Origin of the sequence: Micromonospora sp. NPDC049114, from assembly GCF_040648635.1 — a bacterium.
GTDB lineage: Bacteria > Actinomycetota > Actinomycetes > Mycobacteriales > Micromonosporaceae > Micromonospora.
Genome location: NZ_JBEZEA010000017.1, coordinates 38070 through 60508 on the forward strand (window position 1 = coordinate 38070; position 22439 = coordinate 60508).

The following is a 22439-nucleotide window of genomic DNA, read 5'->3' on the forward strand; positions in this document are numbered from 1 at the left end:
TGTGCGGAGGGGCCGAGCGCCCCTCCGCACTCGTCAGCTCAGGGGCGGGTCTGCGGCGTGGCCGTCGGACCCTTGACGACAGGCTTGCCGTCGACCCAGGTCACCTCGTCGAGCCACACCTGACGGCCGGGGTCGGTGCTGCCCTCCTGGCCCGGAGGCCAGGCGTGGTACAGCAGCCAGGTGCGGCCGTCCTTGACCACCATCGAGGCGTGGCCCGGGCCGGAGGCGGCCTCGTTGCTCTTCAGGATCGGGTTCTCGGCTGCCTTCACGCACGGGCCGGTCGGGCCCTCGCAGACCGCGTAGCCCTCGGCGTACTCGGCCCGGTCGTAGGCGTTGGCGGCGAAGAACAGGAGCAGCCGACCGTCCTGGCGGTGGAAGAACGGCCCCTCGATCAGGGTGCCCTCCCACGGTTCGGTCTGCTTGAGCAGCTTCGTTGGCTCGCCGACGAGGGTCAGGCCGTCGTCGGCGAGGCGCTGCGACCAGATCCAGGTGTCCACCCCGATCGCGTTGCCGTCGTTCTTCCACAGCAGCCAGAGACTGCCGTCGGTGTCCCGGTACGGGCTGGCGTCGATCGCCCCGCCCAGGTCGGCCTGGCAGATCAGCGGGCCTGTCGCCTCGTCGGCGTACGGCCCCTGCGGCGCGCTGGCCACCGCCCGCCCGACGCACTGCCGGCCGGATTCCCGGCCGGCGACCGTGTAGTAGAGCAGGAACCGATCCGGTGCCAGCTGGATCGCCTCCGGCGCCCAGGTCTTGCCGGGGTCCGCCCAGTCCGGCAGCGTCGGCAGGGCGTCCTCCGCCTCGGTCCAGTCGACCAGGTTCGACGAGGTGCGCACCGGGACGTTGCGGCCCTGCGAGTTGGTGTGGAACAGGTACCAGGTGTCGCCCACCTGGATCGCCTGCGGGTCCGGGGCGTCGGTGCTGACGACCGGGTTGGTGAACATCCTCGGGCCACTCCCGTTGCTCGTGTAGGTGGTCTCGTCGCCGTCGGAACAGCCCGTGACGAGCAGCGCGGCGGCGAGAGTGATCGCCGCCGCGCCGCGTCGCCGGGCGGTCGAGCGCGTCATCCCTTGAGGCCGCTACGGGAGACGCCCTGGATGATGTGCCGCTGCGCGAGCACGAAGAGGATCAGCACCGGCAGGCTGGCCAGCACCGCGCCCGCCATGATCACCGGGTAGTCGGTGACGTACGAGCCCTGGAGCAGGCCCAGGCCCGGCGGGAGCGTCAACTTCTCCGGGCTGAACAGCACGAAGATCGGCCACAGGAAGTCGTTCCAGTTGGTCAGGAACGACAGCACGGCCAGGGTGGCCAGCGCCGGCTTGGACAGCGGCAGCACCACCCTGACGAAGATCTGCCACTGGTTGGCGCCGTCGAGGGTAGCGGCCTCCTCCAGCTCGTTCGGCAGCGAGAGGAAGAACTGCCGCAGGAAGAACACCCCGAACGCGCTGGCCGCGCCGGGCACCACCACCACGGCGAGGGTGTCGATCCAGTTGAGCTGGTCGACGATCAGGAAGTTCGGGATGATCAGCGAGGTCGGCGGGATGAACAGCGTCCCGACGATCAGCGCGAAGGTCACCCCGCGTCCACGGAACCGCAGCCGGGCCAGGGAGTACGCGGCCATCGAGGCCGTCACCAGCACCAGCAGCGAGTGCAGCGTGGCCGCCACCATGCTGTTGAGGAACCAGCGCAGCACCGGGTTCGCCGAGTTGTTGATGATCTGCTCGTAGCCGTACCCGGCGAGGGGGTCCGGCAGCCAGCTCGGCGGGATCTGCTGGGCGGCGGTGTAGGTCTTCAGCGAGGTGATGACCATCCACACCAGCGGGGTCAGGAAGATCAGGGTAAGCGCGACCAGGGTGGCGTAGAAGACGACCCGGCGCAGCCCGGGGGCGGAGCCGTTGGTGGTCGGCGTGGGCGTCGTCATGGCGGTCCCCTCAGTCTTCCCGGTAGCGGAAGAGGCGGAAGTTGGCGATGCTCACGACCGCCAGCAGCAGGGCGAACACGATGCTCATCGCGGCGGCGCGACCGGCGTCGTTGTCCCGCAGGCCCTCCTCGACGATGAACCACACCACCGTGCGGGTCTCCGTGCCCGGCGCTCCCTGGGTGATCAGGAACGACTGACCGAACATGTTCGCCGAGGCGAGCACCGTCGTGGTGATCACGAAGAGCAGCACCGGCCGCAGTCCGGGCAGTGTCACGTTGCGGAACCGCTGCCACGCGTTGGCACCGTCCATCCGGGCCGCCTCGTACAGCTCCGGCGAGATGTCCTGCAGACCGGCCAGGTAGATCACCGCGTTGAAGCCGGAGGTCCACCATACGGTCACCCCGACCAGCGAGATCCACGCCCACGGCATGTTGGTCACCCACGGGGTGTCCGACGGCAGACCGACGACTCCGAGGAGCCGGTTGACCAGGCCCAGGTTGGCGTCGAGCAGGAACCGCCAGAGCAGGCCGATCACCGCCACGCCCAGCACGTACGGGGCGAAGTAGATCGCCCGGAAGAAGGTGCGGCCCGGGAAGGAGCGGTTCAACAGCAGAGCCAACCCCAGCGGTACGACCACCAGCAGCGGCACCGACAGCACCGTGAAGATCGCGGTGGCCCGGACGCTCTCCCACCAGTCGCCGTAGACGGCGGAGTCGCTGGAGAACAGCTCCGTGTAGTTGTCCAACCCGACGAAGGGTCGGTTGGGCAGCTGGAAGTCCCACTGGTGCACGCTCAGCCAGAGGCCGAGGATGATCGGCAGCAGGCCGAAGACCCCGAACAGGACCAGGTACGGGGCGAGGAACAGGTATGGCGTCGCCCGTCCGGTCCGGCCCGCCGAGGCGCCCCGGCGGACTGCGTTGGCCGCCGGGGGCGGCGCGTCACCGCGCGCCGCCCCGACCTCGATCACGTCCGCCACGGGTTATCAGCTCCCGTACTTCTTGCGGTTGTCCTCGAGCTGCTTGTTGGCCTTGGACACGCCGTCGTCGAGCGCCTGCTTGGGCGACTTCTTGCCCAGCGCGGCCTCGTTGAACGAGTTGTAGAAGGTCGTCATGACCTCGCCCAGGCCCGGTGCCGCCGGCGGGAAGGCCGCGTACTCCAGCTCGGGGGCGAGCGACGAGATCTCCGGCAGCGCCTTGAACTCGGCGCCCTCACGGACCTCCTTGCGGGCCGGGATCTGCCCGCCCTTGGCCCAGTCCAGCGAGTGCTGGCTCAGCCAGTTGATGAAGACCTTCGCCCCGGAGACCTTGTTGGCGTCGTTGGCCCGCTGCTTCACGATCGTGAAGTTGTGCGAGTTGGCCCAGGCGGACGGCTTGCTGCCGATCTGGGGGAGCGGGGCGACACCCCACTGGACCTCGGGGCTCTTCTTGAGGTCGTTGATCTGCCAGATGCCGTTCCAGGTGAAGGCGTTCTTGCCGCTCTTGAACGCCAGGTAGTCGGCGTCCTGCCCGACGTTGGCCGGCGAGTAGCCCTGCTTGATCATGTCGACCAGCCAGGTGCACGCCTCGACCGCCGGGTCGGTGTTGAACGTCGCCTTGGCGACCTCGGCGTCGAAGAGGGTGGCGCCCCACTGGTTGAGCAGGGAGTAGAACGTCATGCCGCCGGTGAACTGGAACGGGCTGACCCAGAAGCCCTGCACTCCGGCCTTCTTCAGCTCGGCCAGGGCCGCCGTGTAGTCGTCCTTCGTCGCCGGCGGCTTGTTCGGGTCGAGGCCGGCCTTCTGCATGACGGCCTTGTTGTAGTAGAAGCCCAGCGGGTGCATGTCCAGTGGGATGCCGTACCGCTTGTTGTTGTAGATCCCGCCCTTCCAGACGGTCGGGGCGAAGTCGCCCTCGGAGAGCTCCAGGTTCTTGGCCACGTCGTCCAGCTCGGTGATCACGCCACGAGCGGCGAAGGTGGCGAGCTGGTCCATGTGCATGACCGCGATGTCCGGACCGTTGCCGCTGGAGGCCGCACCCGGGAGCTTGTTGTAGTAGTCCTCCCACTGGTACGTGGCCACCGACACCGCGATGTTCTTGTGCTCGGTGTTGAACTGGTTGACCAGCGCCTTGAAGATGTCGCCGTCGCCGCCGGTGAACCCGTTCCACAGCTTCAGGTCGACCTTCGGGCCGGTGTACTCCTTGCCGCCGTTACCGGCGGCCGGCCCGGAGGTGCTGTCGCCGCCGCCGCAGCCGGCGAGGGTCAGCGAGGCCGCGGCACCGATTCCGAGACCGAGGCCGAGCAGGCGTCGCCGGCTCATGTCGTTCTGGATCATGCTGTATCTCTCCTTGGAGGGGGACGGGATGAATTGTGCCTGCTCAGAACCGGTACGACATCAGACGCCGGTCGGGCCGAAGCGCAGCACGCTCCACGACACGGCGGGCAGACGCACAGTGCACCGGCCGCCGTCGGGGGTGGGGGTGGGCAGTTCCCGCGGCGTCACCCGGTCGGGCTCGGCCTCGGTGTTCGTCGCCGACGGGTCGGACCCGGCGGCGATGCTCTGGAAGGAGTAACCGGACAGTCCGGGCAGGCCGCGCAGGTCGATGTCCAATGCGAGGTCCGTCGTGTCACGGTTCGTCGCGAAGACGGTCAGCTCGCCGGTCTCCTCGTCGTGCACGGCGACCGTGTCGAGCACCGGGACGTCCCCGTACTTCTTCGTGTCGTAGCGCGGCGACACCGGCTCGGTGCGCAGCACGGTGCCCCGGGCGTACCGGGCGGTCAGCGCGAACGGGTGGAAGATGCTCTGCCGCCAGGCGGGGCCGCCGTTGCGGGTGCGGATCGGCGCGATCACGTTGGCCAACTGGGCCTGGGCGGCGACCCCGACCCGGTCGGCGTGCCGGAGCAGGGTGATCAGCAGGTCACCGACCACCACCGCGTCCACCGCAGTGAAGTCGTCCTCGATCAGCGCGGGCGCCTCGACCCAGCCACGCCGGTCCAGGTCGGCCTGGAGGCGGGACTCGTACCAGACGTTCCACTCGTCGAACGAGATCTTCAGCTTGCGCTTCTGCCGCTGCCTGGCGGCCACGTGGTCGGCGGTCGCCACGACCTCGGTGATGAAGTTGTCCATGTCGACGGCCGACGCCAGGATGCTCGCCTGGTCGCCGTCGGACGGGTCGTAGTAGGTGTGCGCCGAGATGTAGTCGACGTGCTCGTAGGTGTGCTCCAGCACTGTCGCCTCCCACGCGGCGAACGTGGGCATCCGCCGGTTGGAGCTGCCGCAGGCGACCAGGCTGATCGACGGGTCGATCATCTTCATCGCGCGGGCCGCCTCGGCGGCCAGCCGCCCGTACTCGTCGGCGGTCTTGTGGCCGACCTGCCACGGGCCGTCCATCTCGTTGCCCAGGCACCACAACCGCACGCCGTACGGGTCCTCCGCGCCGTGCTTGCGGCGCAGGTCGGACAGCTCGGTGCCGCCCGGGTGGTTCGCGTACTCCAGCAGGTCGAGCGCCTCCTGGACGCCGCGGGTGCCCAGGTTGACCGCCATCATCGGCTCGACGCCGGCCTCGGCGGCCCAGGTCATGAACTCGTCCAGCCCGAACGCGTTGGTCTCGATCGTCTTCCACGCCAGGTCGAGCCGGCGCGGCCGGTCACCGACCGGGCCGACGCCGTCCTCCCAGCGGTAGCCGGAGACGAAGTTGCCGCCCGGGTAGCGGACCACCGAGACGCCCAGCTCACGGGTCAGGTCCAGCACGTCGCGGCGCAGGCCGCGGGAGTCGGCGTCGGGGTGGCCGGGCTCGTAGATGCCGCCGTAGACGCACCGCCCCATGTGCTCGACGAACGAGCCGAAGAGACGTCGGTCGGCCGGCCCGATCTTGAAGGCCGGGTCGATCGTCAGCTGCGCGGTCCGCAAGGGATGCCACCTTTCCTCAGTGCCGGAACCGGGTGACCGCAGTCACCGCCCACCCGGCGTCCCTCGTTTCTACAACGTTGTAGGCAACGTTGTAAAGAGCTGCTGACGAGGTATGGTGCGCTGGGTTACATCGGGGAGGTTGCGGCGTGCGACACAGGCTCAAGGACGTGGCCGAACGGGCGGGCGTCTCGGTGAAGACCGTCTCCAACGTGGTGAACGGCTACGTGCACGTACGTCCGGACACCCGGGCCCGGGTCGAGGAGGCCATCGCCGAACTGAACTACCGGCCCAACCTCTCCGCCCGTCACCTGCGCAAGGGGCGTACCGGGGTGATCGCCCTGGCGGTGCCGGAACTGGACATCCCGTACTTCGCGGAACTCGCCCGCTATGTGGTCACCGCCGCCGCCGACTACGGCTGGACGGTGCTCATCGACCAGACCGGCGGCCGGCGCGAGCAGGAGCGGGTGGTCGCCTCCGGCATCACCGACCACCTGATCGACGGGCTGATCTTCAGCCCGCTGGCGCTGACCGCCGAGGACCTGGCCGGCCTGGACGGCACCCCGATGGTGCTGCTCGGCGAGCGCGTCGACCACGGCCCCGCCGACCGCGTGGTGATCGACAACGTGACCGCCGCCCGCGAGATCACCGACCACCTGATCAAGCTCGGCCACCGTCGGATCGCGGCCATCGGCTCGCAGCGCACCGACGAGGGCGCCAGCGCCCGCCTGCGCCTGGCCGGCTACGCCGAGGCGTTGCGCGCCGCCGGCCTGCCCTACGACGAAACCCTCGTGGCGCCCGCGCCGGCCTGGCACCGCGCCGACGGCGCGGCCGCGATGCGCGGCCTGCTCACCGCCGGTGTACGCCCCGACGCCGTCTTCTGCTTCAACGACACGCTCGCCCTGGGCGCCCTGCGTGCCCTGCACGAGGCCGGCCTGCGGGTGCCCGGGGACGTGGCGGTGGTCGGCTTCGACGACATCGAGGACGGCAGGTTCTCGATCCCGACCCTGAGCACTGTCGCTCCGGACAAGGAGCGGATCGCCCAACTGGCCGTCGAACTCCTGGCCCACCGCCTGGACGGCGACCGCGCCGCCCCGGCGAAGGAGCTCTCCGCCCCCTACCGCCTGGAGATCCGCGAGTCCACCCAGGCCCCGTAATCCGGCACCGGGTTCGCCGTCTGCCGGTGCTCAGTCGAAGAAGCGGGCCAGGTGGGACGGGGGTGCCGGGTCGGCCTCCGGAGGCAGGGGGGTCAGGTCGGCGAAGATCGAGGCGCCGTCGCAGCCCGCGTGCAGCGGATACCAGCGCGGGGTGCCCGGCGGTCGGAGCTGGCAGATCCCCTTGAACGTCTGCACGTCCATCAGCCGGACGTGCGTCGGGTCGGCGACCGCGTTCACGTGCCCCCACCAGGGGCTCATCACGTGCAGGACGCCACCCGGACGCAGTACGCGGTGGCACTCGTCCACCAGCGGCAGGAAGTCGATCAGGTGCTCCAGGATGTGCACCGCGAAGAGGACGTCCACCGACTTGTCCGCCAGCGGCAGCGAGCCGGACAGATCCGCGACCGCGTCCACCCCCGGCGCCGGGTAGATGTCCAACCCCAGGTTGCTCGACCACTGCTTGGTCGGCCCGCACCCCAGGTCCACCACCACCGGCTCCCGGCCACCGACGCCGACGCGGCACCAGACGCCGTAGACGCCGGCCAGCCGCCCCACCAGGTCGCGGACCAGCCGCAGCTCGGCGGGCTCGGCCACCTCCCCGGTGAGATGGGCGACCCCCCGGTCGAAGCGCACCTCGACCGCCAGAGCGCGCAGTCGGTCGTCGTGCCGGACCTGGTCCGCCCACGCCTGCGCGAGGGATTCGTCGATCAACCGCAGCCGGTCGGCCGAGGGCGGAGTCTGTGCCAAAGCGACCATTCGGGCCACCTCCCGCCGCGCGTTACCCGCCCACGCGCCCGGTATTCCCGTTTCCACCGTTTCGTGATTGCCCGGCTGTCGGCTGGCGTGTCGGCCGTCCGAGGCACCTCCCGGTCGAGGGTGATGACTGGGCGGCATCAAGATGCCGCCCAGTCATCACGCTCATCGGAGGGTGGCCTCGCGGAGTGGGGCCGCGCCGATCCAGGCGTCCGCGACGGCGGTCAGCCGGACAGGGTGCGACGGCTGCCGCGCATCCGCTGGCGGGGCTGCGGGGCGGCGGGCTTCGGCCGCTTCAGGTGGTAGCGGTGCAACTCGTTGTTGCCGGGCAGAGACGGGTCCTCGCTCATCGCGACCAGTTCCCAGCCCTGGTCGCCGGCCCGGTTCAGGTGAGCCAACGCGGTGTCGCCGTACGGCGTCACGTCGACCATCGAGCCGTCCGGGCCGTACCAGACGAAGACGACCTCCCAGCCGAGGTCGTTGGTCGCCGCCTGGCGGCGGCGGACCAGCAGGGCGTACTCCCACTTGAGCATGGCGTCATTCTCACCCCGGCCCGGCCCTTCGGCACGGATCAATCCTCGGCGATCCGTCCGGCGTCGACCCGCAGCCGACGGTTCGTCTCGATGGCGGCAAGCATCCGCCGGTCGTGGGTGACAAGCAGCAGCGTGCCGGGGTAGCTGGCCAGCGCCGATTCGAGCTGTTCGATGGCGGGCAGGTCGAGGTGGTTGGTGGGCTCGTCGAGCACCAGCAGGTTGACCCCGCGCCCCTGGAGCAGGGCCAGCGCCGCTCGGGTCCGCTCGCCGGGAGAGAGGGTCGCCGCCGGCCGCGGCACGTGCGCCGCCCGCAGCCCGAACTTGGCCAGCAGGGTCCGCGCGTCCGCCGGCGTCAGGTGCGGTACGGCCGCGTGGAACGCGTCGATCAACGGAGCGTCACCGAGGAACAGCCCCCGAGCCTGGTCCACCTCGCCGATGACCACTCCCGGCCCGAGCGAGGCGGTGCCCTCGTCCAGCGGCAGCCGCCCGAGCAGCGCGGCCAGCAGGGTCGACTTGCCCGAACCGTTCGCCCCGGTCACCGCGACCCGGTCCGCCCAGTCGATCTGGAGGTCCACCGGCCCGAGGGTGAAGCCTCCCCGGCGTACCACCGCATGTCGCAGCGTGGCCACGACGGCGCCGGCGCGGGGCGCGGCAGCGATCTCCATCCGCAGCTCCCACTCCTTGCGGGGCTCCTCGACCACGTCGAGTCGTTCGATCAGCCGTTCGGTCTGCTTGGCCTTGGCGGCCTGCTTCTCGCTCGACTCGCTGCGGAACTTACGGCCGATCTTGTCGTTGTCGGTGGCCTTGCGGCGGGCGTTCTTCACGCCCTTCTCCATCCAGCCACGCTGGGTGCGGGCCCGCGCCTCCAGGCCGGCCTTCGTGTCGGCGTACTCCTCGAAGTCGGCTCGGGCGTGCCGCCGCGCCACCTCGCGCTCCTCCAGGTAGGCCGCGTAGCCGCCGCCGAAGTGATTGACCTGCTGCTGCGGCAGGTCCAGCTCCAGCACCCGGGTCACCGTGCGGGTGAGGAACTCCCGGTCGTGGCTGACCAGCACCGTGCCGGCGCGCAACCCGGTGACGAACTCCTCCAGCCGCTCCAGGCCGGCCAGGTCCAGGTCGTTGGTCGGCTCGTCGAGCAGGAACACGTCGTACCGGCTCAGCAGCAGCGACGCCAGCCCGGCGCGGGCCGCCTGACCGCCGGACAGCCCGGTCGTCGGGTGGTCCAGGTCGACCGCGAGGCCCAGGTCGGCGCTAACCTGCTCGGCGCGCTCGTCCAGGTCCGCGCCGCCGAGGGCGAGCCAGCGCTCCAACGCGTCGGCGTACGCGTCGTCGCTGCCCGCCGCCCCGGCGGTCAGCGCCTCGGTGGCCGCGTCCAGCGCCGCCTGCGCGGCGGTCACCCCGGTCCGGCGGGCCAAAAAGTCGCGTACCGTCTCGCCCGGCCGCCGTTCCGGCTCCTGCGGCAGGTGCCCGACGCTCGCGGTGGGCGGGCTGAGTCGCACGCTGCCGGCCTCGACCGGCAACAATCCGGCGAGGGTACGCAGCAGCGTCGACTTGCCGGCCCCGTTCGGCCCGACCAGGCCGACCACGTCGCCCGGGGCGACGACCAGGTCCAGCCCGGAGAAGAGTGGGCGGTCCCCGTGCCCGGCGGCCAGGTCCTTGACGATCATCGTGGCGCTCATCAGGACGGCAGCCTATCCGGCTGCCCGCATAAGAGCCGACGGCAGCGGGCAGACTCAACGACGTGGTGACCACTCTGGCGATCGACTGCGGTGGCGGGGGCATCAAGGCGTCGGTCCTCGACGAGGCCGGCACGATGCGCGCCCGGCCGCTGCGGGTGCCGACCCCGTACCCGCTGCCGCCCGCGCTCTTCGTCCAGACCCTGCTGGAGCTGGGCGGGCGACTGCCCACGGCGGACCGGCTGACGGTCGGCGTACCCGGGATGATCCGGCACGGAGTGGTGGTGGCCACCCCGCACTACGTCACCCGCAGCGGCCCCCGCTCCCGCGTCGACCCGGACCTGCTGGCCGAGTGGTCCGGCTGGGACGCGCGGGGCGCGCTGGCCGACGCGTTCGGGGTGCCCGCGCTGGTGCTCAACGACGCCGAGGTGCACGGTGCGGGTGTGGTCGCCGGCACCGGCTGCGAACTGGTGTTGACCCTGGGAACAGGGCTGGGCAGCGCCCTCTTCGACGGCGGAGTGCTCGCACCGCACCTGGAGCTGTCGCACGCGCCGGTGCGCTGGGGCACCACGTACGACACGTACGTGGGGGAGCCGGAGCGTCGGCGGCTCGGCGACGCCTTCTGGTCCCGGCGGATCCGCCAGGTGGTGGACGGGCTGCGCCCGGTGTTCCGGTGGGACCGGCTCTACCTGGGCGGGGGCAACTCCCGGCTGATCCGGCCCGAGCAGCTGGCCCGGATGGGCGACGATGTGGTGGTGGTGCCGAACACGGCCGGGATCGTGGGCGGCGTCCGCGCCTGGGAGCTGGCCGCCGGCCGCCGGGACGCCCGCACCTGACCCGATTTCGACACGGGGAACAGTCGCCAAACGCCCAGTGTTGTGCCAGCGTCGGAACAGGTGACGGCGCGACCCGAGGAGGTGGGCAGATGGATCTTCTGGCGGACTACCGGCGGGCGACCATGTTCTTCGAGACCGGTGACCCGAGCGGAGCGGCCCGACTGCTGGAACCGATCGTCGACGCCGAACCCGGCAACGCGGCTGTCCGGCAGCTGCTGGCCCGGGCGTACTTCCAGTCGGCCCAGCTCAACCGGGCCGAGGAGCAGCTGCGCGAGCTGGTCGAGCGGGACCCCAGCGACCACTACGCGCACCACGTGCTCGGTCGGACGCTGGAGCGGCTGAACCGGCACACCGACGCGCTGCGGCACCTGCGGATCGCCGCGGCGATGTACGCGGCCAACGACGACTACCGGATCGCGCTGCAGCGGGTGGAGACCCGGGTGGGCGGCACGCGCTGAGCGCAGAACTGGTGACGAGCAGGGGGCGGTCCTACGGGCCGCCCCTTCGTCGTCCGGCGGGCGGGCCGACGGGCGTGCCTAGGATGGCGGACATGGGACCTGACCGGCCGGGGGCTGCGGCATGAAGCTCAAGCTGGACCTGCACGACATCTTCAACAAGGGCCAGGACATCGACCGCGCGCTGCGCGGGATCATGGACGAGGCGGTCGCGAAGAAGGCCACCCTCGTGGAGATCATCCCGGGCAAGGGGTCGGGGCAGCTCAAGAAGCGGGTGCTGCGGTTCCTCGACCAGAAGGACGTCAAACAGCTCTACCACCGGGTGGAGAAGGACTCCAAGAACTTCGGCCGCCTCTTCGTCCACTTCCGCTGGAAGTAGAGATGGCATGACCTCTGACCTGCGTCTCAGTGCTCTGCCAAGGCCGGTGAGCCATGATCATGCCGTGTCCAGGCCGTCAAGGGCTTGCCGAGCGTCTGCGCTGGGCTGGTCTCCACCGAGTGCCTTGTCGATGGCCCGGCGGATGCGATCCTCGCTGGCCGGCAGTAGGTGGGTGTAGGTCCGGAGGGTGAAGCCCGGGTCCGCGTGGCCCAGGTAGGCCGACAGAGCCTTGATGCTTTCTCCGGCGTCCAGGAGGACTGAGGCGTAGGTGTGGCGCAGGACGTGCATCCCGTTGTGTCGGTCATCGGGGACGCCGGTCGCCCGGATCGGCCGGCTTCCAGACGCCGGAGTTGAACATCGAGCGGGACAGCGCCAGGCCGGCGGGCGTCGTCAGGTACAGCTCGACGGTTCGCGGCTCGCCGGTCAGCGTCTCCCACGGCAGGGTCACGGGAGCCGGCGGGCAGTTCCGCGCGTGTTGCTTGAGCCTGCCGGCCACCGAGTCGGGCAACGGAACCTCACGGGACTTGCCGCCCTTTGGCGGAGCGAAGATCAGTGAGCCACGAACCAACTTGATCTGCCGAGTGATGTGCAGGACCGGGCGGTTCGGGTCGAAATCCTCGGGGCTGACCGCGAATATCTCTCCTTGCCGTAGGCCGCATCCCGCCCCCAGGTCCACCGTGATCCGGTATCGGGGCCGCACGTTCTCCCTGAATGCTGTCAACCGGGTGACCGGCCACGGCACCACCTTGGTTGGAGCGGGCTTCGGCCGGCGGATGCTCTTGACCGCGAACGCTGATGTGCGACGCAGCTCCGCCAGGTGATACGCGACAGATCCAGCAAGCTAGGGGCGAGAGGATGGCCGCCACGCAAGGTCCTGTCATGCCGAGGAGCGGATGCTGTCCCGGTCAGGTGCTCGAAGTAGTGCCTAGCTCGTTGGGGGCGTCGATCCGTTGAACGTCAGCGAGCAGCAGGCGGGCACCTTGGCGGACGACGTTCCAGTCGGTCTTCGGGGAGCGGTTGAGGTTCCTGGCAAGCCAATGCCGTCGGTCTTCGTGTTCCCGCCGCAGCTGGACGAGGTCAAGATTCACGCCAGGTAGCCCACCGAGGCGTTCCAGCTCTTCGACCCGTTGCCCCATGTTGTACATCAGCTCGCGGTTGAGGGTGTGCACGGCCTCAAGGTATGCGCTGGTCGGGACGCTGAGCCGGACTGTGGGGTCGGCGGTGAAACCGATCTCGCCGTCGTCCTCGTGCCGCCAATCCATGGTGATCTCGTCCCGATCGCCGCGGGCGGTGCGCCAGACCCGGAGCTTGGGAGGATTGCGCAGGTAACCGAAGTCCAGGTAGTGGTCGCCGTGCCAGATCGCGGCCGTGACGACTGGATGGTCGGGCACGTCCGCGTTCCCGTCGTCGGCCCGTTCCTCATCCGGCTCGGCCACGAACTCGAGCGGGTCACACGTCCACTGCGTGGGGTCGGAGGCGATGAATGGCTGCAGATCGTCGGGGACCGGCTCCAGCACCTCGGGTGTAAGGACAATGACGTCTTCCCAGAGCCGCGCCAGGTAGTAGTCGATGTAGGGATGCGGGTGAACCTCCCGGGTGCGGCGCAGCAGCTCCTGCCCGCCTGCTTCGAGCCAGTACCAACCCTCAGTGAGGCCGAACCAGTGGAGCCTCGGCTGGTCACTGCCCCACGGCGACACCTTGTCCAGTGGGTACAGCTCGAAGCGGAACCTGATCATTGAGGCAGTATCCCGCAACATTCGGCGGCCGATCGAGAGCCCGGAAGTAGCCGCAATCAGCGTGCGGAGGTGTCGCAGATCAGTTGGCGGACGAGTGTTGCGCATCAGTCGACGGAGGACAACCAGGGTGATCCCCATGTTGTGAGAACTTTCTGTACGAGATCAAGGCGGCCCGCTTCGCAGGCCGCTCGCGCCGCCGACCAGGGGCCGACCCAACCGGGCCGCCGATCGGGGACCCCGCGCCCTTAGCGCAAGCGCACGGGCGCACCCCGAACGGTTCCAGCCCCGTCGGCGGCGCGACATACGAAGAAGGGGTCGAGCCCAAGGTGCCCCCGGACCCCCAGTCTCGGGCTCGTCCTGCCCGACGTGGCCGGGCCAAGATCATGCCGTTTCCAGGCCGCCTAACGAGAGCCAGCAGTGACTATCGTTGACCATCCATGTCAGGTCTAGCGCCAGATCAGACGCCAGGTTGTCCGGTTTGATCGACTACGCTCGTGGCCTAGATCAATACCGCTGGAAGTAGCTCGAGCCGCTGGAGGCAGCCACGGTCACGACCTGCTGGGCTGAGCCTGCTTCAGCGGGCCGCGCAGCCAGCTATCGGCGGCGGCGTGACTGCGGAGGCGCACCACGGGAAGGTCCGGACGCCGGGCCGCCAGGGCCGCGATGCGCGCGGCCGTCTGTGAATGTGTGTTCCACGCCCAGCGGACGATGTGCTCGGGATCGGTGAACAGGGTCCAGAGCGGCGGTTCGACGTTACCGTTCCAGAGCTGCCGGCGTCGAAGACGGCGGACGACGGTCCGCCGGACGACCTGGCGCATAACGGTGATCTTCGGCAGATCCATCCACACCAGCAGGTCCGCGAGATCGGCGAGGTGGGCGCGAACCGCCTCGTACTGCCACTCGGTCACCCAGGAGGGGCTTGCGCTGAAGCGCCGTACGTCTTCTTCGAAGGAGGGACGTCTGGTCCACGAGGGCCCGTGGAAGAGGCCGTCGATCTCCACGTGCGGCGCCTGCAACGAGATGGCGATGCGCGAGGCGAGGGTCGTCTTTCCGGCGCCCGAGGTCCCGGCGACCAGGACGCGGCAGGGACGGCGCGGCAGGGGATCCGTGGCGTCCAGGTGCGGCATGACGGTGAGGGTAGTTCGACCGGATCGGCGACCCGTATCGCTGGACGCCTTGGTGCTTGATGAACAAGAGCGCTCCGTTCACCCCATCGACGGGTGTGGCTACCGAACGGCGTTCAGCGCGTCTCGGAAGTCGGCAGTGGCTTGCTCGTGGGGGTAGCGACGCTGAAGTTCGACGTCAACTTCGCCGGCGACGAGCAGCAGCGAGGGCAGGGACCGCCGAGTAGCGGCGAACGCCGCCACCCCCTCCTCGACGGCCCGATCCAGCTCGCCAGCGCGCAGGGCTGTGGCGGCGAGAGTGAGTCTGGCTTCGGCCATCCGCATGGGTGACCGCTCGATGCCGTCCGATCCGGTGCCGAGGCGCAGAACCTCGTTGGCGTAGTGCTCGGCGAGAGCGTCGTGTTCGGCGAGGCGGTAGGCGTCCATCGCGTAGAACAGCCATTTGCCAGGATCGACCTCGAAGTGGTTGTCGGGCCGGTCTGGCGCACCGAGGTCGTCGAGGAGCCGCCGACCTCGATCGAGCGCCGCCCGCGCGCCCTGAAGGTCGCCGAGCCGTGCCAGCGCTTTGGCTTCCTGTGCGATCAGTTGCACCCCCACCCGCTGCCCGCCGGCGGCTTCCTGCCCAGCTCGGGCGGCAGTCAACACTGCCTCGTGCCGAGACTGGGTGAGCGCGAACCACGCCGCCATCTCCCACGCCCAGCCGGTGATGCCGGCGTGACCGGCTTCCTCGCCCAGCTGACGGGCGGCAGTGCGGGTGGCCTCGGCGCTGGCGCGTTTGCCGAGGTCGTATTCGACGCAGCCGATCAGCAGCGCCAGCCAGCCTGCGCACACCAGCAGTTCGCGATGCTGCCGTAGCCCGGTGGGGCGCTGCAGCAGTCGGGCGACCTCGCGCAGCCAACCCTGACCTTCGGCGCGGAGTTCCCCGGCGTCGCGCCACCCGTACTGGCAGCACAACTCGGTTACGGTCGCCCGCAACGTTTCGATGGTGGCGGGGGCGGTGTCGCTGGCGTGCATTCGATGTAGCAGCTCGACGGTCTCCGACGGCCGGGTGTCGGAGGCGGCGGCGATATCCAGGGCGGCGCAGGCGATCAGCTCCCCACGAGCGGCCAGGACGTCGTCGATCCGGCGGGCCAGATCCTCACCCGGTCGACGACGGCCGTTCTCGAGGCGGGAGAGGTGCCCCTTGTCGGCGGGCAGCAGCTCCGAGAGAGCGGCCAGGCTGAGGCCGCGAGCTTCCCGCGCTGTCCGCATTCGGGCGCCGAATGTTGGCATGTCTCGCCTCCCGCCGGAGTTGCCGGGTTGCCGATGCGGGTTGGCAACGCGCAACCCGTCGACCGATGTGAGCGTACCGCCGCAGGGTGTATCGGACGAGCACGCGCAGTGACCGGCGGGAGGCGTGGTGGCGGTTCGGGAGCGGTTCAAACGCTGGTGGAGCAGACGGAATCAGGTCCAGTTGGACAAGACCGGCGCAGCGACCTGCTATCCACAGCGGTCCGGCGCGCATGAAATCACGGCGCGGGACGGCAACCACGACGGTAGGCGGGCGGCTCTGTGATGGCCGGAGAGTGGGAGACGGCGCGGGCCAATCGGGCTGAACGGTCGGTGTCAGCGCTCGATCGCCGGATGGACGGGGAGCACCTGCCGCGCCGGCCGCAGTGGCACTGTCAGACGTGTGCGGCAGACACGCCCTGGCCGTGCCATCCGGCGCGGGTACGCCTGGCCGAGGCGTACGGGTGTGACCGCATCGGCCTTTCCATCTACGTCAGTGGGCTGCTCTTCGTCGTCGTCGTGGAGCTGCCCGAGGTGGCGCCGGCCGAGTTGTACGAGCGGTTCGTGGCCTGGACGCGCTGATGGGCAGCGTCCACCCAGGCGACGGGTCATGTCCTACTCCGACTGGGCGCACTGTCACAGGCTGGCGGTGAGGAGGCCGCACGCGGCCAGCGGCAGCACCGCGCTGAGGGTGCCCACCACGGCCGACGAGCGATTCCGCGTACGGGGGACCAGCACTGCGAGCGTCACCAGGCTGACCAGCAGCGCGAGGAACATCGCCGGCAGGGCGACGTAAAGCCCGAACAGCAGCATCCGGGACCGTTCCGAGTCGCACACCTCCCCGCAGCCCGCCGGAACCGAGCCGGAGAGCGTGCCGAGGAACAGGCCGAACGCCACGACGATGGCCAGATACCAGCCGATCATCACCAGGAACGCGGCCCTGCTGCTGACGTCGGGGCGCGGCGGCGACAGGGCCATCAGCCGCCGGGCCGACCGGACGGAAGCGTTGGTGCCACGGTGACGAGCCGGGCCGTCGGCTTCAGGTTGGCGCAGAGTTCCCGGGGGAAGGTGATCGCTGCCTTGCGGACCGCGTCGCACCCACCCGACGTGGTCCGGGCGATGATCGACCATCCGGCCGGCTCGTTCCGCAGGAAGTAGCGCCGCACGGCGGTGTTCACCTCGCACCCAGGGCGTGGCTCGACGCCGCACGATGCCGGGTCGTCCGGCACCGTCATGACCAGCCAGTTCCCGTCGCAGGCTTCGACGTGACCCTGCGAGTGGCGGGACACGTCCATCCCCCGTACGGCCGCACGCGTCCACGTCGGGTCGCAGCGGTCCTTCGGTGGGTTGCAGCCCAGGTGCTCGTCGCAGCGGTTGTAGGCGCCGTTCCTCAGCGCCCATGTCTTCTGGTTGAGCGACAGCGCGCGGTCGCCGATCGGCTCCGTCGACGTGAGGGTCACCTCGGCGGGCTCGAAGGTCGGACAGGCGCCAACGATGGCGGACCCGGCCGAATCCTGCACGATGTCGGCGAAGATGACGCCGTTCTCCTCGGTCTGGTTGTCGACCCGCACGTTGCGGGAGCAACCATCGCCACCAGCGAGCGCCTCGACCTGCACGGTCACCGCCCGGGCACCCGGACCGGGCGTCACGCCGCTCACCTCGGCCTGGTAGGTGCTCCACGCGGCGGACGCGCTGGGTGCGGCGTCTCCGGGCCGTGTCTGCGGCGTCGCGCAGGCAGCCACTCCCGGCACCACAGCAGTCAGCAGGCAGAGAACGGTCGCAAGCCGGCGCATGGGTGGCATTCTGCCCGGCCGTGCCACGTCCCGCTGCCCCGGTTGAGCGATCGACTCCAGGTCGGCGAGCTGGCGCCGATCACCTCGTGACGAGGAGGGCGCACGCGGCCAGCGGCGCCACCGCGGACAGCGTGCCCACGACGAGGGACGAACGGATCCGTGCTGGCATCGCCGGCTCGACCGGACCACGTCCGCACGGAGTGGGTGGCTACTAGGTTTCGAAACATGTCATCTGGACCTTCGCGCCACCGCCCCGGAGTTGGTTGGCTGGTCCGCCGGCTGCCGACCCGGGCGGTCGAGGCGGCGTCCCACCTCCAGGCCTTCGTGCTCTCCGGTGTGGTCACCGTGCTGGCCCTGCGGGCGTACCTGGAGGCCACCGACTATCCGCAGCTCGGCGGCGGCGGGCTGCACATCGCGCATGTGCTCTGGGGCGGCCTGCTGCTCGCGGTCGGCCTGGGAATCCCGCTGATCTTCCTGGGCGAAGGGCCACGCACGGCTGGGGCGATCGTCGGCGGCGTCGGGTTCGGCCTGTTCATCGACGAGGTGGGCAAGTTCGTCACCACCGGCACCGACTACTTCTACGCCCCGGCTGCCGCCATCATCTACGTCGCGTTCGCCCTGCTCGTCCTGCTCACCCAGGCGGTACGTGGGCGTACCGGTCGATCCGAGTTGACCCCGGCCGAGCGTACGGCCAACGCGCTGGACGTGGTGCTCAGCGGTCAGCCCGGCGGGCTGACCGACCGGCGCCGATCGGACGTGCGGCGTCTCGTGCGGGGCGCCGGGCCGGCCGCCGAGGCGGCCGTGGAGCAGTTGCTGGACACGATGCCCCGACGTGAGCCGCCGCCGGTCCGGTTCTGGCAGCGGGCTGCGGACCGGGCCCGGCGTCTCGCCACCTGGGCGACCCGGCAGCGTTGGCTGGTCTGGCTGGTGGTGGTCTACCTGGTGGTGGAGCCGGTGCTGGTCGTGGTGGCGGTGCTGCTGGACGGTGTGACCGGAGAACTGGACCAGGAGCGCGAGTGGGGCGCGGTAGTAGGTGTCACCGCCACCGCGCTGGTCACGGCGGTGCTCAGTCTGCGGGCGGCGTGGCTGCTGCGCTCGAACCGGATCGAGGCGTTCCGGTTCTTCAAGCTCGCGCTGCTGGTCAACCTGCTGTTCGGGCAGGTCTTCAACTTCACGGTCAACCAGTTCAACGCGGTAGCCGTGGTCGCGATCGACCTGGCCCTGCTGGGGGTGGTGACCGCCGAGCACCGCCGGTTGCGGCGCGCAGCCGACAGGGGCGACCCCGTTGACGCTCCATAGGATGGCTCACCGACCACGGTCCCAGTGAGAGGGCGTTTCCGATGGTGAACAGAAGCGACGTCGAGGCCGCTGCCGCGCTGGTTGCCGGGCGGGTCCGCGAAACTCCGGTCATCGCTGTCGACGGTGCTGACCTGGGCGTGCCCGGCCAGCTCAGCCTCAAGTTGGAGCTGCACCAGCACACCGGCTCGTTCAAGCCGCGTGGCGCGTTCAACCGGATGCTCCAGGGGCCGCTGCCGTCGGCCGGGGTGATCGCCGCCTCCGGTGGCAACCACGGGCTCGCGGTGGCGTACGCGGCCCGGTCGCTGGGCGTGACGGCGGAGGTTTTCGTGCCGGTGACCTCGTCGCCGGTGAAGGTGCAGCGACTGGCCGGGCTGGGCGCGCAGGTGCGGCAGGTGGGCCAGCACTACGCCGAGGCCCTGGCGGCGAGCACCGAGCGGGCGCGGGAGACCGGCGCGTTGGTCGTGCACGCGTACGACCAACCGGAGGTGGTGGCCGGTCAGGGCACCGTCGGGCGGGAGTTGGAGGCGCAGCTCGACGGGGTCGACACGGTGCTGGTGGCGGTCGGCGGTGGTGGACTGGTGTCCGGCATTGCGAGCTGGTTCGACGGGTCGGTGCGGATAGTCGCCGTCGAACCCGAGCAGATCCCCACCCTGCACTCCGCGCTCAAGGCGGGCCGGCCGGTGGACATCGAGGTCGGCGGCGTCGCCACGGACTCGCTGGGCGCCCGCCGGATCGGCGACATCGCGTTCGACACCGCCCGCCGGACCGGTGTGGTCTCCGTGCTGGTCAGCGACGAGGACCTGGTGCGGGCGCGTCGACTGCTCTGGTCGGAGCTGCGGGTCGCCGCCGAGTTCGGTGGTGCCGCGGCGCTGGCCGCGCTGGTCGGTGGCGCGTACGTGCCGCAGGCGGGGGAGCGGGTGGCGGTGATCGTCTGCGGCGGCAACACCGACCCGAGTGACCTGGGTCCGGCCGCGCCGCACTGACCGGGCACCGTAGGTGGGTGGTGCGTCCGCGGGTGCAGAGCAAGGGCCGCGGGTCCGGCGGGGAGCACCCCCGCCGGACCATGACCCGTCTCGTCAGAGGGGATACGTGCGGGCGACCGCCAGCATCTCGGAGCTGTGCGATCCGACGACGCCGACGGCCGGTGGCCGGGGCCGGAAGCCGGGCAGCGCGTCCAGCCCGTCACTGGCGTCCATCGCCCGCAGCGCCACCTGCGCGGCGATCGGCCGCAGCGTCAACGTGACCTCGACGCCCTCCGCCGGCGGGGCGTGGAAGACAAGTCCGAAGCCCCACCTGCCCGCGCGGGGCTCCACCGGCACCTGACGGCCGGCCACCTCGGCGCGCAACACGGTGGCGGTCGCCGTGTCGACGTGCAGGGTGGCGAGCCGGACCGCCCGCTGCGGGGTGAGCCGCAGCCGCAGCGTGCGCTCACCGCCGGCGCTGGTGTCGGCGAGCACATCGAGCTTCGGCGCCGGCAGGTTCGCCGCCTGCGCCGGGCCGGCCCGCAGCTCACCGTCGCCCAGGCCGGGGAAGTCGTCCGCAACGCTGGCCACCCCGTCCACGTAGCCGTCCGTCCACGGCTGCGGGTCGCTCTCGCGGCTCAGCCAGCGGGCCTGCCCGGTTCCCGCGTCCAGGGCGTACATCAGGTGGGTGGGCGCGGGGTGGGCGGCGTCGAAGCGGTCCACGGCCAGCCCGACCCCGGCGAGCACCACCGCCGCCAGGGCGGCGGCCCCGGCCGGCAGCACCGCGAGTCGTCGGGCCCGCAGTGCCACCAGGCCGCGCTGCCCGCCGGCCTGCGGGTGCAGCAGGTCGACCACCGGCAGCGCGGTCAGGCCGAGCAGCACCGCGACCAGCGCGGCCACCCCACCCATCGCCATGCCCAACGCGGGGAAGAGCAGCACCACCGTCGGCAGCAGGATCACCACGCCGACCGCGGCGGCGGCCGTCACCGCCACCACCGGCCACGGCCCGGTCTGCCGGGTCCGCAGCGCGACCAGCCCGCCGAGGGCGCCGGCCAGGGCCGGCAGAGTGGTGAGGTACGCCCCGCCGGGCACCGCCACGGCGAGCAGCACCCCGAGCAGCGCCAGCCAGGCCAGCCCGCCGACGGCGAGCGCGGCCGGACCGATCCGGCGGCGGACGAGCGCGTACCAGGTGAACAGGATGGCGGCGGCGAGCGCCAGCACGGCCAACCGGTACCAGATCGGCCGGTACGGGTCGAGCAGTTCCGCGTACCCCGGACGGATCGCCGTGATCGCCAGCCAGAGCAGTTGGGCGGCGACGGGCGCGACCACGATCGGCACGAGAGCCAGGCCGAAACCGGCGGCCAACCGTCCGGTGCTGGCCCGGCCGCTGCGGCGGGTCAGCCAGCCCAGCGCCGCGACCGCGAGCACCGCGAGCACTGCCAGCGGCAGGACGAGCCAGCCGGGGTAGCGGACCAGCCCGCCCGGAACGGGAAAGTAGGTGGCGTCGTACCCGGAGCGCAGGTCGGTGAGGTCGGTGCGGCCGAACTCCCGGGCCAGGCCCAGCGCGTTGTCCCCGTGCTGCTGAAGGCTGCTCCGGTCCATCGCGGCCGGGGTGTCCAGCGGCGTGTGGTAGATCGCGCCGCCGTCGATGTAAGCCGAGTTCAGCCCGACGAACTTCTGGTCCAGAAAGGCGGTGAAGTCGGTGTCGTTGGGCAGCGCCCGGTAGATCTCCACCGCGAACGAGGTGCCGACCGGGTGCGGGGCGGCCCGGCCGAAGACGTCCACCAGCTTCGCGTTGTTCTTCGACGTCTCGAACATGATCACCGGACCGGTGGAGCCACGCGCCTCGAGGTTGAGCACCACGCCGCCGTCGGCGGCGAGCGGGTGGCTCGCGGCGAACGCCGCCGCGCCGCAGAGACACGCCTCCTCGGCGTCGGTCAGCACGAAGACGATGTCGTTGCGGGGTCGGGGGCCGGTGCTCAGCGCGCGGGCCACCTCCAGGATGGCCGAGGTGCCGGCCGCGTCGTCGTTGCCGCCGGGCCCGGTCTGCACCGAGTCGTAGTGGGCGACCAGGAACACCCGTCCCGTCGGGTCGGTGCCGGGCAGTCGGGCCACGACGTTGCGCACCCGGGCCACCGTCGCCCCGCCGGCCGCCCCACTGAGCTGACCGGCCTCCGGCGCGACCGTGTCCTGCACCGCCGTCTCCAGGCCCAGGCCGCGCAACTGCTGCTCGACGTGCGCGCGAACCTGGTCGTTGGCCGGGCTCCCGGCGACGTGCGACCGGGCCGCGATCACCTGGACGTCCTCGTACGCCCGGGTGGCGCTGAACTCGCCGGCCGGCGCGTCCGCCGGCCTCGGCGTCGGGGTGCGCAGGTCGAGCAGACTGCCGGCGCCGACGGCCGCCAGCGCGACAAGCGCCGCCGCGGCGGCCAGCAGCCGCCGGCGCGGTCGGGTCAGCGCACGGCCGGCCGGGGGTACGCCCGGATTCGGCCGGAGCGGTACGCCCGCCGTGACGGGGGTGGGGGGTGCGCCCATCCGAACTCCTCGAAGGTGGTGGGGCCTGGGGTGGCACTATCCTGCCCTCCGGTGGCCGGGGACGGGATGGCCGGGCGTCCACCGATCTCCCGCCCGTCGGCGGGGTCGCTCGGCCACCCGGGCACCGACCGGCT

The 22439-nt window shown here is 71.0% G+C and carries 23 protein-coding genes; 7 read left to right on the forward strand and 16 right to left on the reverse strand.

Features of this window, described 5'->3' with window-relative positions:
* Positions 1-38: 38 nt before the first annotated feature.
* Genes AB0B39_RS30090 through AB0B39_RS30110 form a run of 5 tightly spaced genes read right to left on the reverse strand, consistent with a single transcriptional unit; the run spans position 39 to position 5804 of the window.
* Positions 39-1064: a glycoside hydrolase family 43 protein gene (locus AB0B39_RS30090; RefSeq protein WP_357494647.1), complete on the reverse strand. Its 1026-nt coding sequence runs from the start codon at positions 1062-1064 to the stop codon at positions 39-41.
* A complete protein-coding gene (locus tag AB0B39_RS30095; RefSeq protein ID WP_357494645.1) occupies positions 1061-1918 on the reverse strand; it encodes a carbohydrate ABC transporter permease in 858 nt (285 codons plus the stop codon). Before AB0B39_RS30095 ends, AB0B39_RS30090 begins: the two co-directional genes overlap by 4 nt.
* Positions 1919-1928: 10 nt before the next feature.
* Positions 1929-2894 carry a sugar ABC transporter permease gene (locus AB0B39_RS30100; RefSeq protein WP_357494643.1) on the reverse strand — a complete coding sequence of 322 codons (966 nt, stop codon included), beginning with the start codon at positions 2892-2894 and terminating at the stop codon, positions 1929-1931.
* Between the two features lie 6 nt (positions 2895-2900).
* On the reverse strand, positions 2901-4229 hold the full coding sequence (locus AB0B39_RS30105; RefSeq protein WP_357494641.1) for an ABC transporter substrate-binding protein: 1329 nt from the start codon (positions 4227-4229) through the stop codon (positions 2901-2903).
* A gap of 60 nt (positions 4230-4289) precedes the next feature.
* Positions 4290-5804, reverse strand: coding sequence for an alpha-N-arabinofuranosidase (locus tag AB0B39_RS30110; RefSeq protein WP_357494639.1), 1515 nt, complete (start codon positions 5802-5804; stop codon positions 4290-4292).
* A 146-nt stretch (positions 5805-5950) separates the two neighbouring features.
* On the opposite strand from AB0B39_RS30110, the gene AB0B39_RS30115 reads away from it, so the two are divergent.
* A complete protein-coding gene (locus AB0B39_RS30115) occupies positions 5951-6958 on the forward strand; it encodes a LacI family DNA-binding transcriptional regulator (protein WP_357494637.1) in 1008 nt (335 codons plus the stop codon).
* Positions 6959-6988: 30 nt separating this feature from the next.
* Here the strand turns inward: AB0B39_RS30115 and AB0B39_RS30120 are convergent, their stop codons facing one another.
* From AB0B39_RS30120 to AB0B39_RS30130, 3 genes are all read right to left on the reverse strand, one after another.
* Positions 6989-7714 (reverse strand): methyltransferase domain-containing protein, encoded by a 726-nt coding sequence (locus AB0B39_RS30120; RefSeq protein ID WP_357494635.1) that lies wholly within the window; start codon positions 7712-7714, stop codon positions 6989-6991.
* Positions 7715-7935: 221 nt separating this feature from the next.
* Positions 7936-8244 (reverse strand): hypothetical protein, encoded by a 309-nt coding sequence (locus AB0B39_RS30125; RefSeq protein ID WP_234582398.1) that lies wholly within the window; start codon positions 8242-8244, stop codon positions 7936-7938.
* A 38-nt stretch (positions 8245-8282) separates the two neighbouring features.
* Positions 8283-9920: an ABC-F family ATP-binding cassette domain-containing protein gene (locus AB0B39_RS30130; protein ID WP_357494633.1), complete on the reverse strand. Its 1638-nt coding sequence runs from the start codon at positions 9918-9920 to the stop codon at positions 8283-8285.
* Between the two features lie 62 nt (positions 9921-9982).
* Between AB0B39_RS30130 and AB0B39_RS30135 the strand changes: the two genes are divergently transcribed.
* The 3 genes from AB0B39_RS30135 to AB0B39_RS30145 all read left to right on the forward strand — a co-directional run bounded on the left by AB0B39_RS30135 (position 9983) and on the right by AB0B39_RS30145 (position 11587).
* Complete coding sequence (locus AB0B39_RS30135; RefSeq protein WP_357494631.1) at positions 9983-10753, forward strand: ROK family protein; 771 nt, start codon at positions 9983-9985, stop codon at positions 10751-10753.
* Between the two features lie 89 nt (positions 10754-10842).
* The gene (locus AB0B39_RS30140; protein ID WP_357494629.1) at positions 10843-11211 is read left to right on the forward strand and encodes a tetratricopeptide repeat protein; all 369 of its coding nucleotides are present in this window, start codon (positions 10843-10845) and stop codon (positions 11209-11211) included.
* Between the two features lie 121 nt (positions 11212-11332).
* Complete coding sequence (locus tag AB0B39_RS30145; protein ID WP_088987488.1) at positions 11333-11587, forward strand: Smr/MutS family protein; 255 nt, start codon at positions 11333-11335, stop codon at positions 11585-11587.
* A 57-nt stretch (positions 11588-11644) separates the two neighbouring features.
* Here AB0B39_RS30145 and AB0B39_RS30150 read toward each other — a convergent pair whose 3' ends face one another.
* The 5 genes from AB0B39_RS30150 to AB0B39_RS30170 form a co-directional block, all read right to left on the reverse strand.
* A complete protein-coding gene (locus tag AB0B39_RS30150; protein ID WP_357575995.1) occupies positions 11645-11875 on the reverse strand; it encodes a tyrosine-type recombinase/integrase in 231 nt (76 codons plus the stop codon).
* A gap of 13 nt (positions 11876-11888) precedes the next feature.
* On the reverse strand, positions 11889-12329 hold the full coding sequence (locus tag AB0B39_RS30155; RefSeq protein WP_357575996.1) for a hypothetical protein: 441 nt from the start codon (positions 12327-12329) through the stop codon (positions 11889-11891).
* Between the two features lie 163 nt (positions 12330-12492).
* Positions 12493-13323, reverse strand: a complete 831-nt coding sequence (locus tag AB0B39_RS30160) for a DUF5984 family protein (protein ID WP_357575997.1) — start codon at positions 13321-13323, stop codon at positions 12493-12495.
* A 548-nt stretch (positions 13324-13871) separates the two neighbouring features.
* Positions 13872-14450 carry an AAA family ATPase gene (locus AB0B39_RS30165; protein ID WP_357575998.1) on the reverse strand — a complete coding sequence of 193 codons (579 nt, stop codon included), beginning with the start codon at positions 14448-14450 and terminating at the stop codon, positions 13872-13874.
* Between the two features lie 99 nt (positions 14451-14549).
* Positions 14550-15719, reverse strand: a complete 1170-nt coding sequence (locus tag AB0B39_RS30170) for a helix-turn-helix domain-containing protein (RefSeq protein WP_357575999.1) — start codon at positions 15717-15719, stop codon at positions 14550-14552.
* A 351-nt stretch (positions 15720-16070) separates the two neighbouring features.
* On the opposite strand from AB0B39_RS30170, the gene AB0B39_RS30175 reads away from it, so the two are divergent.
* A complete protein-coding gene (locus tag AB0B39_RS30175) occupies positions 16071-16298 on the forward strand; it encodes a hypothetical protein (protein WP_234582409.1) in 228 nt (75 codons plus the stop codon).
* Between the two features lie 54 nt (positions 16299-16352).
* Here the strand turns inward: AB0B39_RS30175 and AB0B39_RS30180 are convergent, their stop codons facing one another.
* Positions 16353-16694, reverse strand: coding sequence for a hypothetical protein (locus AB0B39_RS30180; protein ID WP_357576000.1), 342 nt, complete (start codon positions 16692-16694; stop codon positions 16353-16355).
* Positions 16694-17509, reverse strand: coding sequence for a hypothetical protein (locus AB0B39_RS30185; RefSeq protein ID WP_357576001.1), 816 nt, complete (start codon positions 17507-17509; stop codon positions 16694-16696). The genes AB0B39_RS30180 and AB0B39_RS30185 overlap by 1 nt, the downstream gene beginning before the upstream one ends.
* Positions 17510-17788: 279 nt before the next feature.
* On the opposite strand from AB0B39_RS30185, the gene AB0B39_RS30190 reads away from it, so the two are divergent.
* Together AB0B39_RS30190 and AB0B39_RS30195 are read left to right on the forward strand one after the other, a co-directional pair.
* Positions 17789-18808, forward strand: a complete 1020-nt coding sequence (locus tag AB0B39_RS30190) for a hypothetical protein (protein ID WP_234582436.1) — start codon at positions 17789-17791, stop codon at positions 18806-18808.
* 41 nt (positions 18809-18849) lie between these two features.
* Positions 18850-19791 (forward strand): threonine/serine dehydratase, encoded by a 942-nt coding sequence (locus tag AB0B39_RS30195; RefSeq protein ID WP_357576002.1) that lies wholly within the window; start codon positions 18850-18852, stop codon positions 19789-19791.
* A 93-nt stretch (positions 19792-19884) separates the two neighbouring features.
* On the opposite strand, the gene AB0B39_RS30200 is transcribed toward AB0B39_RS30195, so the two are convergent.
* Positions 19885-22305, reverse strand: a complete 2421-nt coding sequence (locus AB0B39_RS30200) for a M28 family peptidase (RefSeq protein ID WP_357576003.1) — start codon at positions 22303-22305, stop codon at positions 19885-19887.
* Positions 22306-22439: the final 134 nt, after the last annotated feature.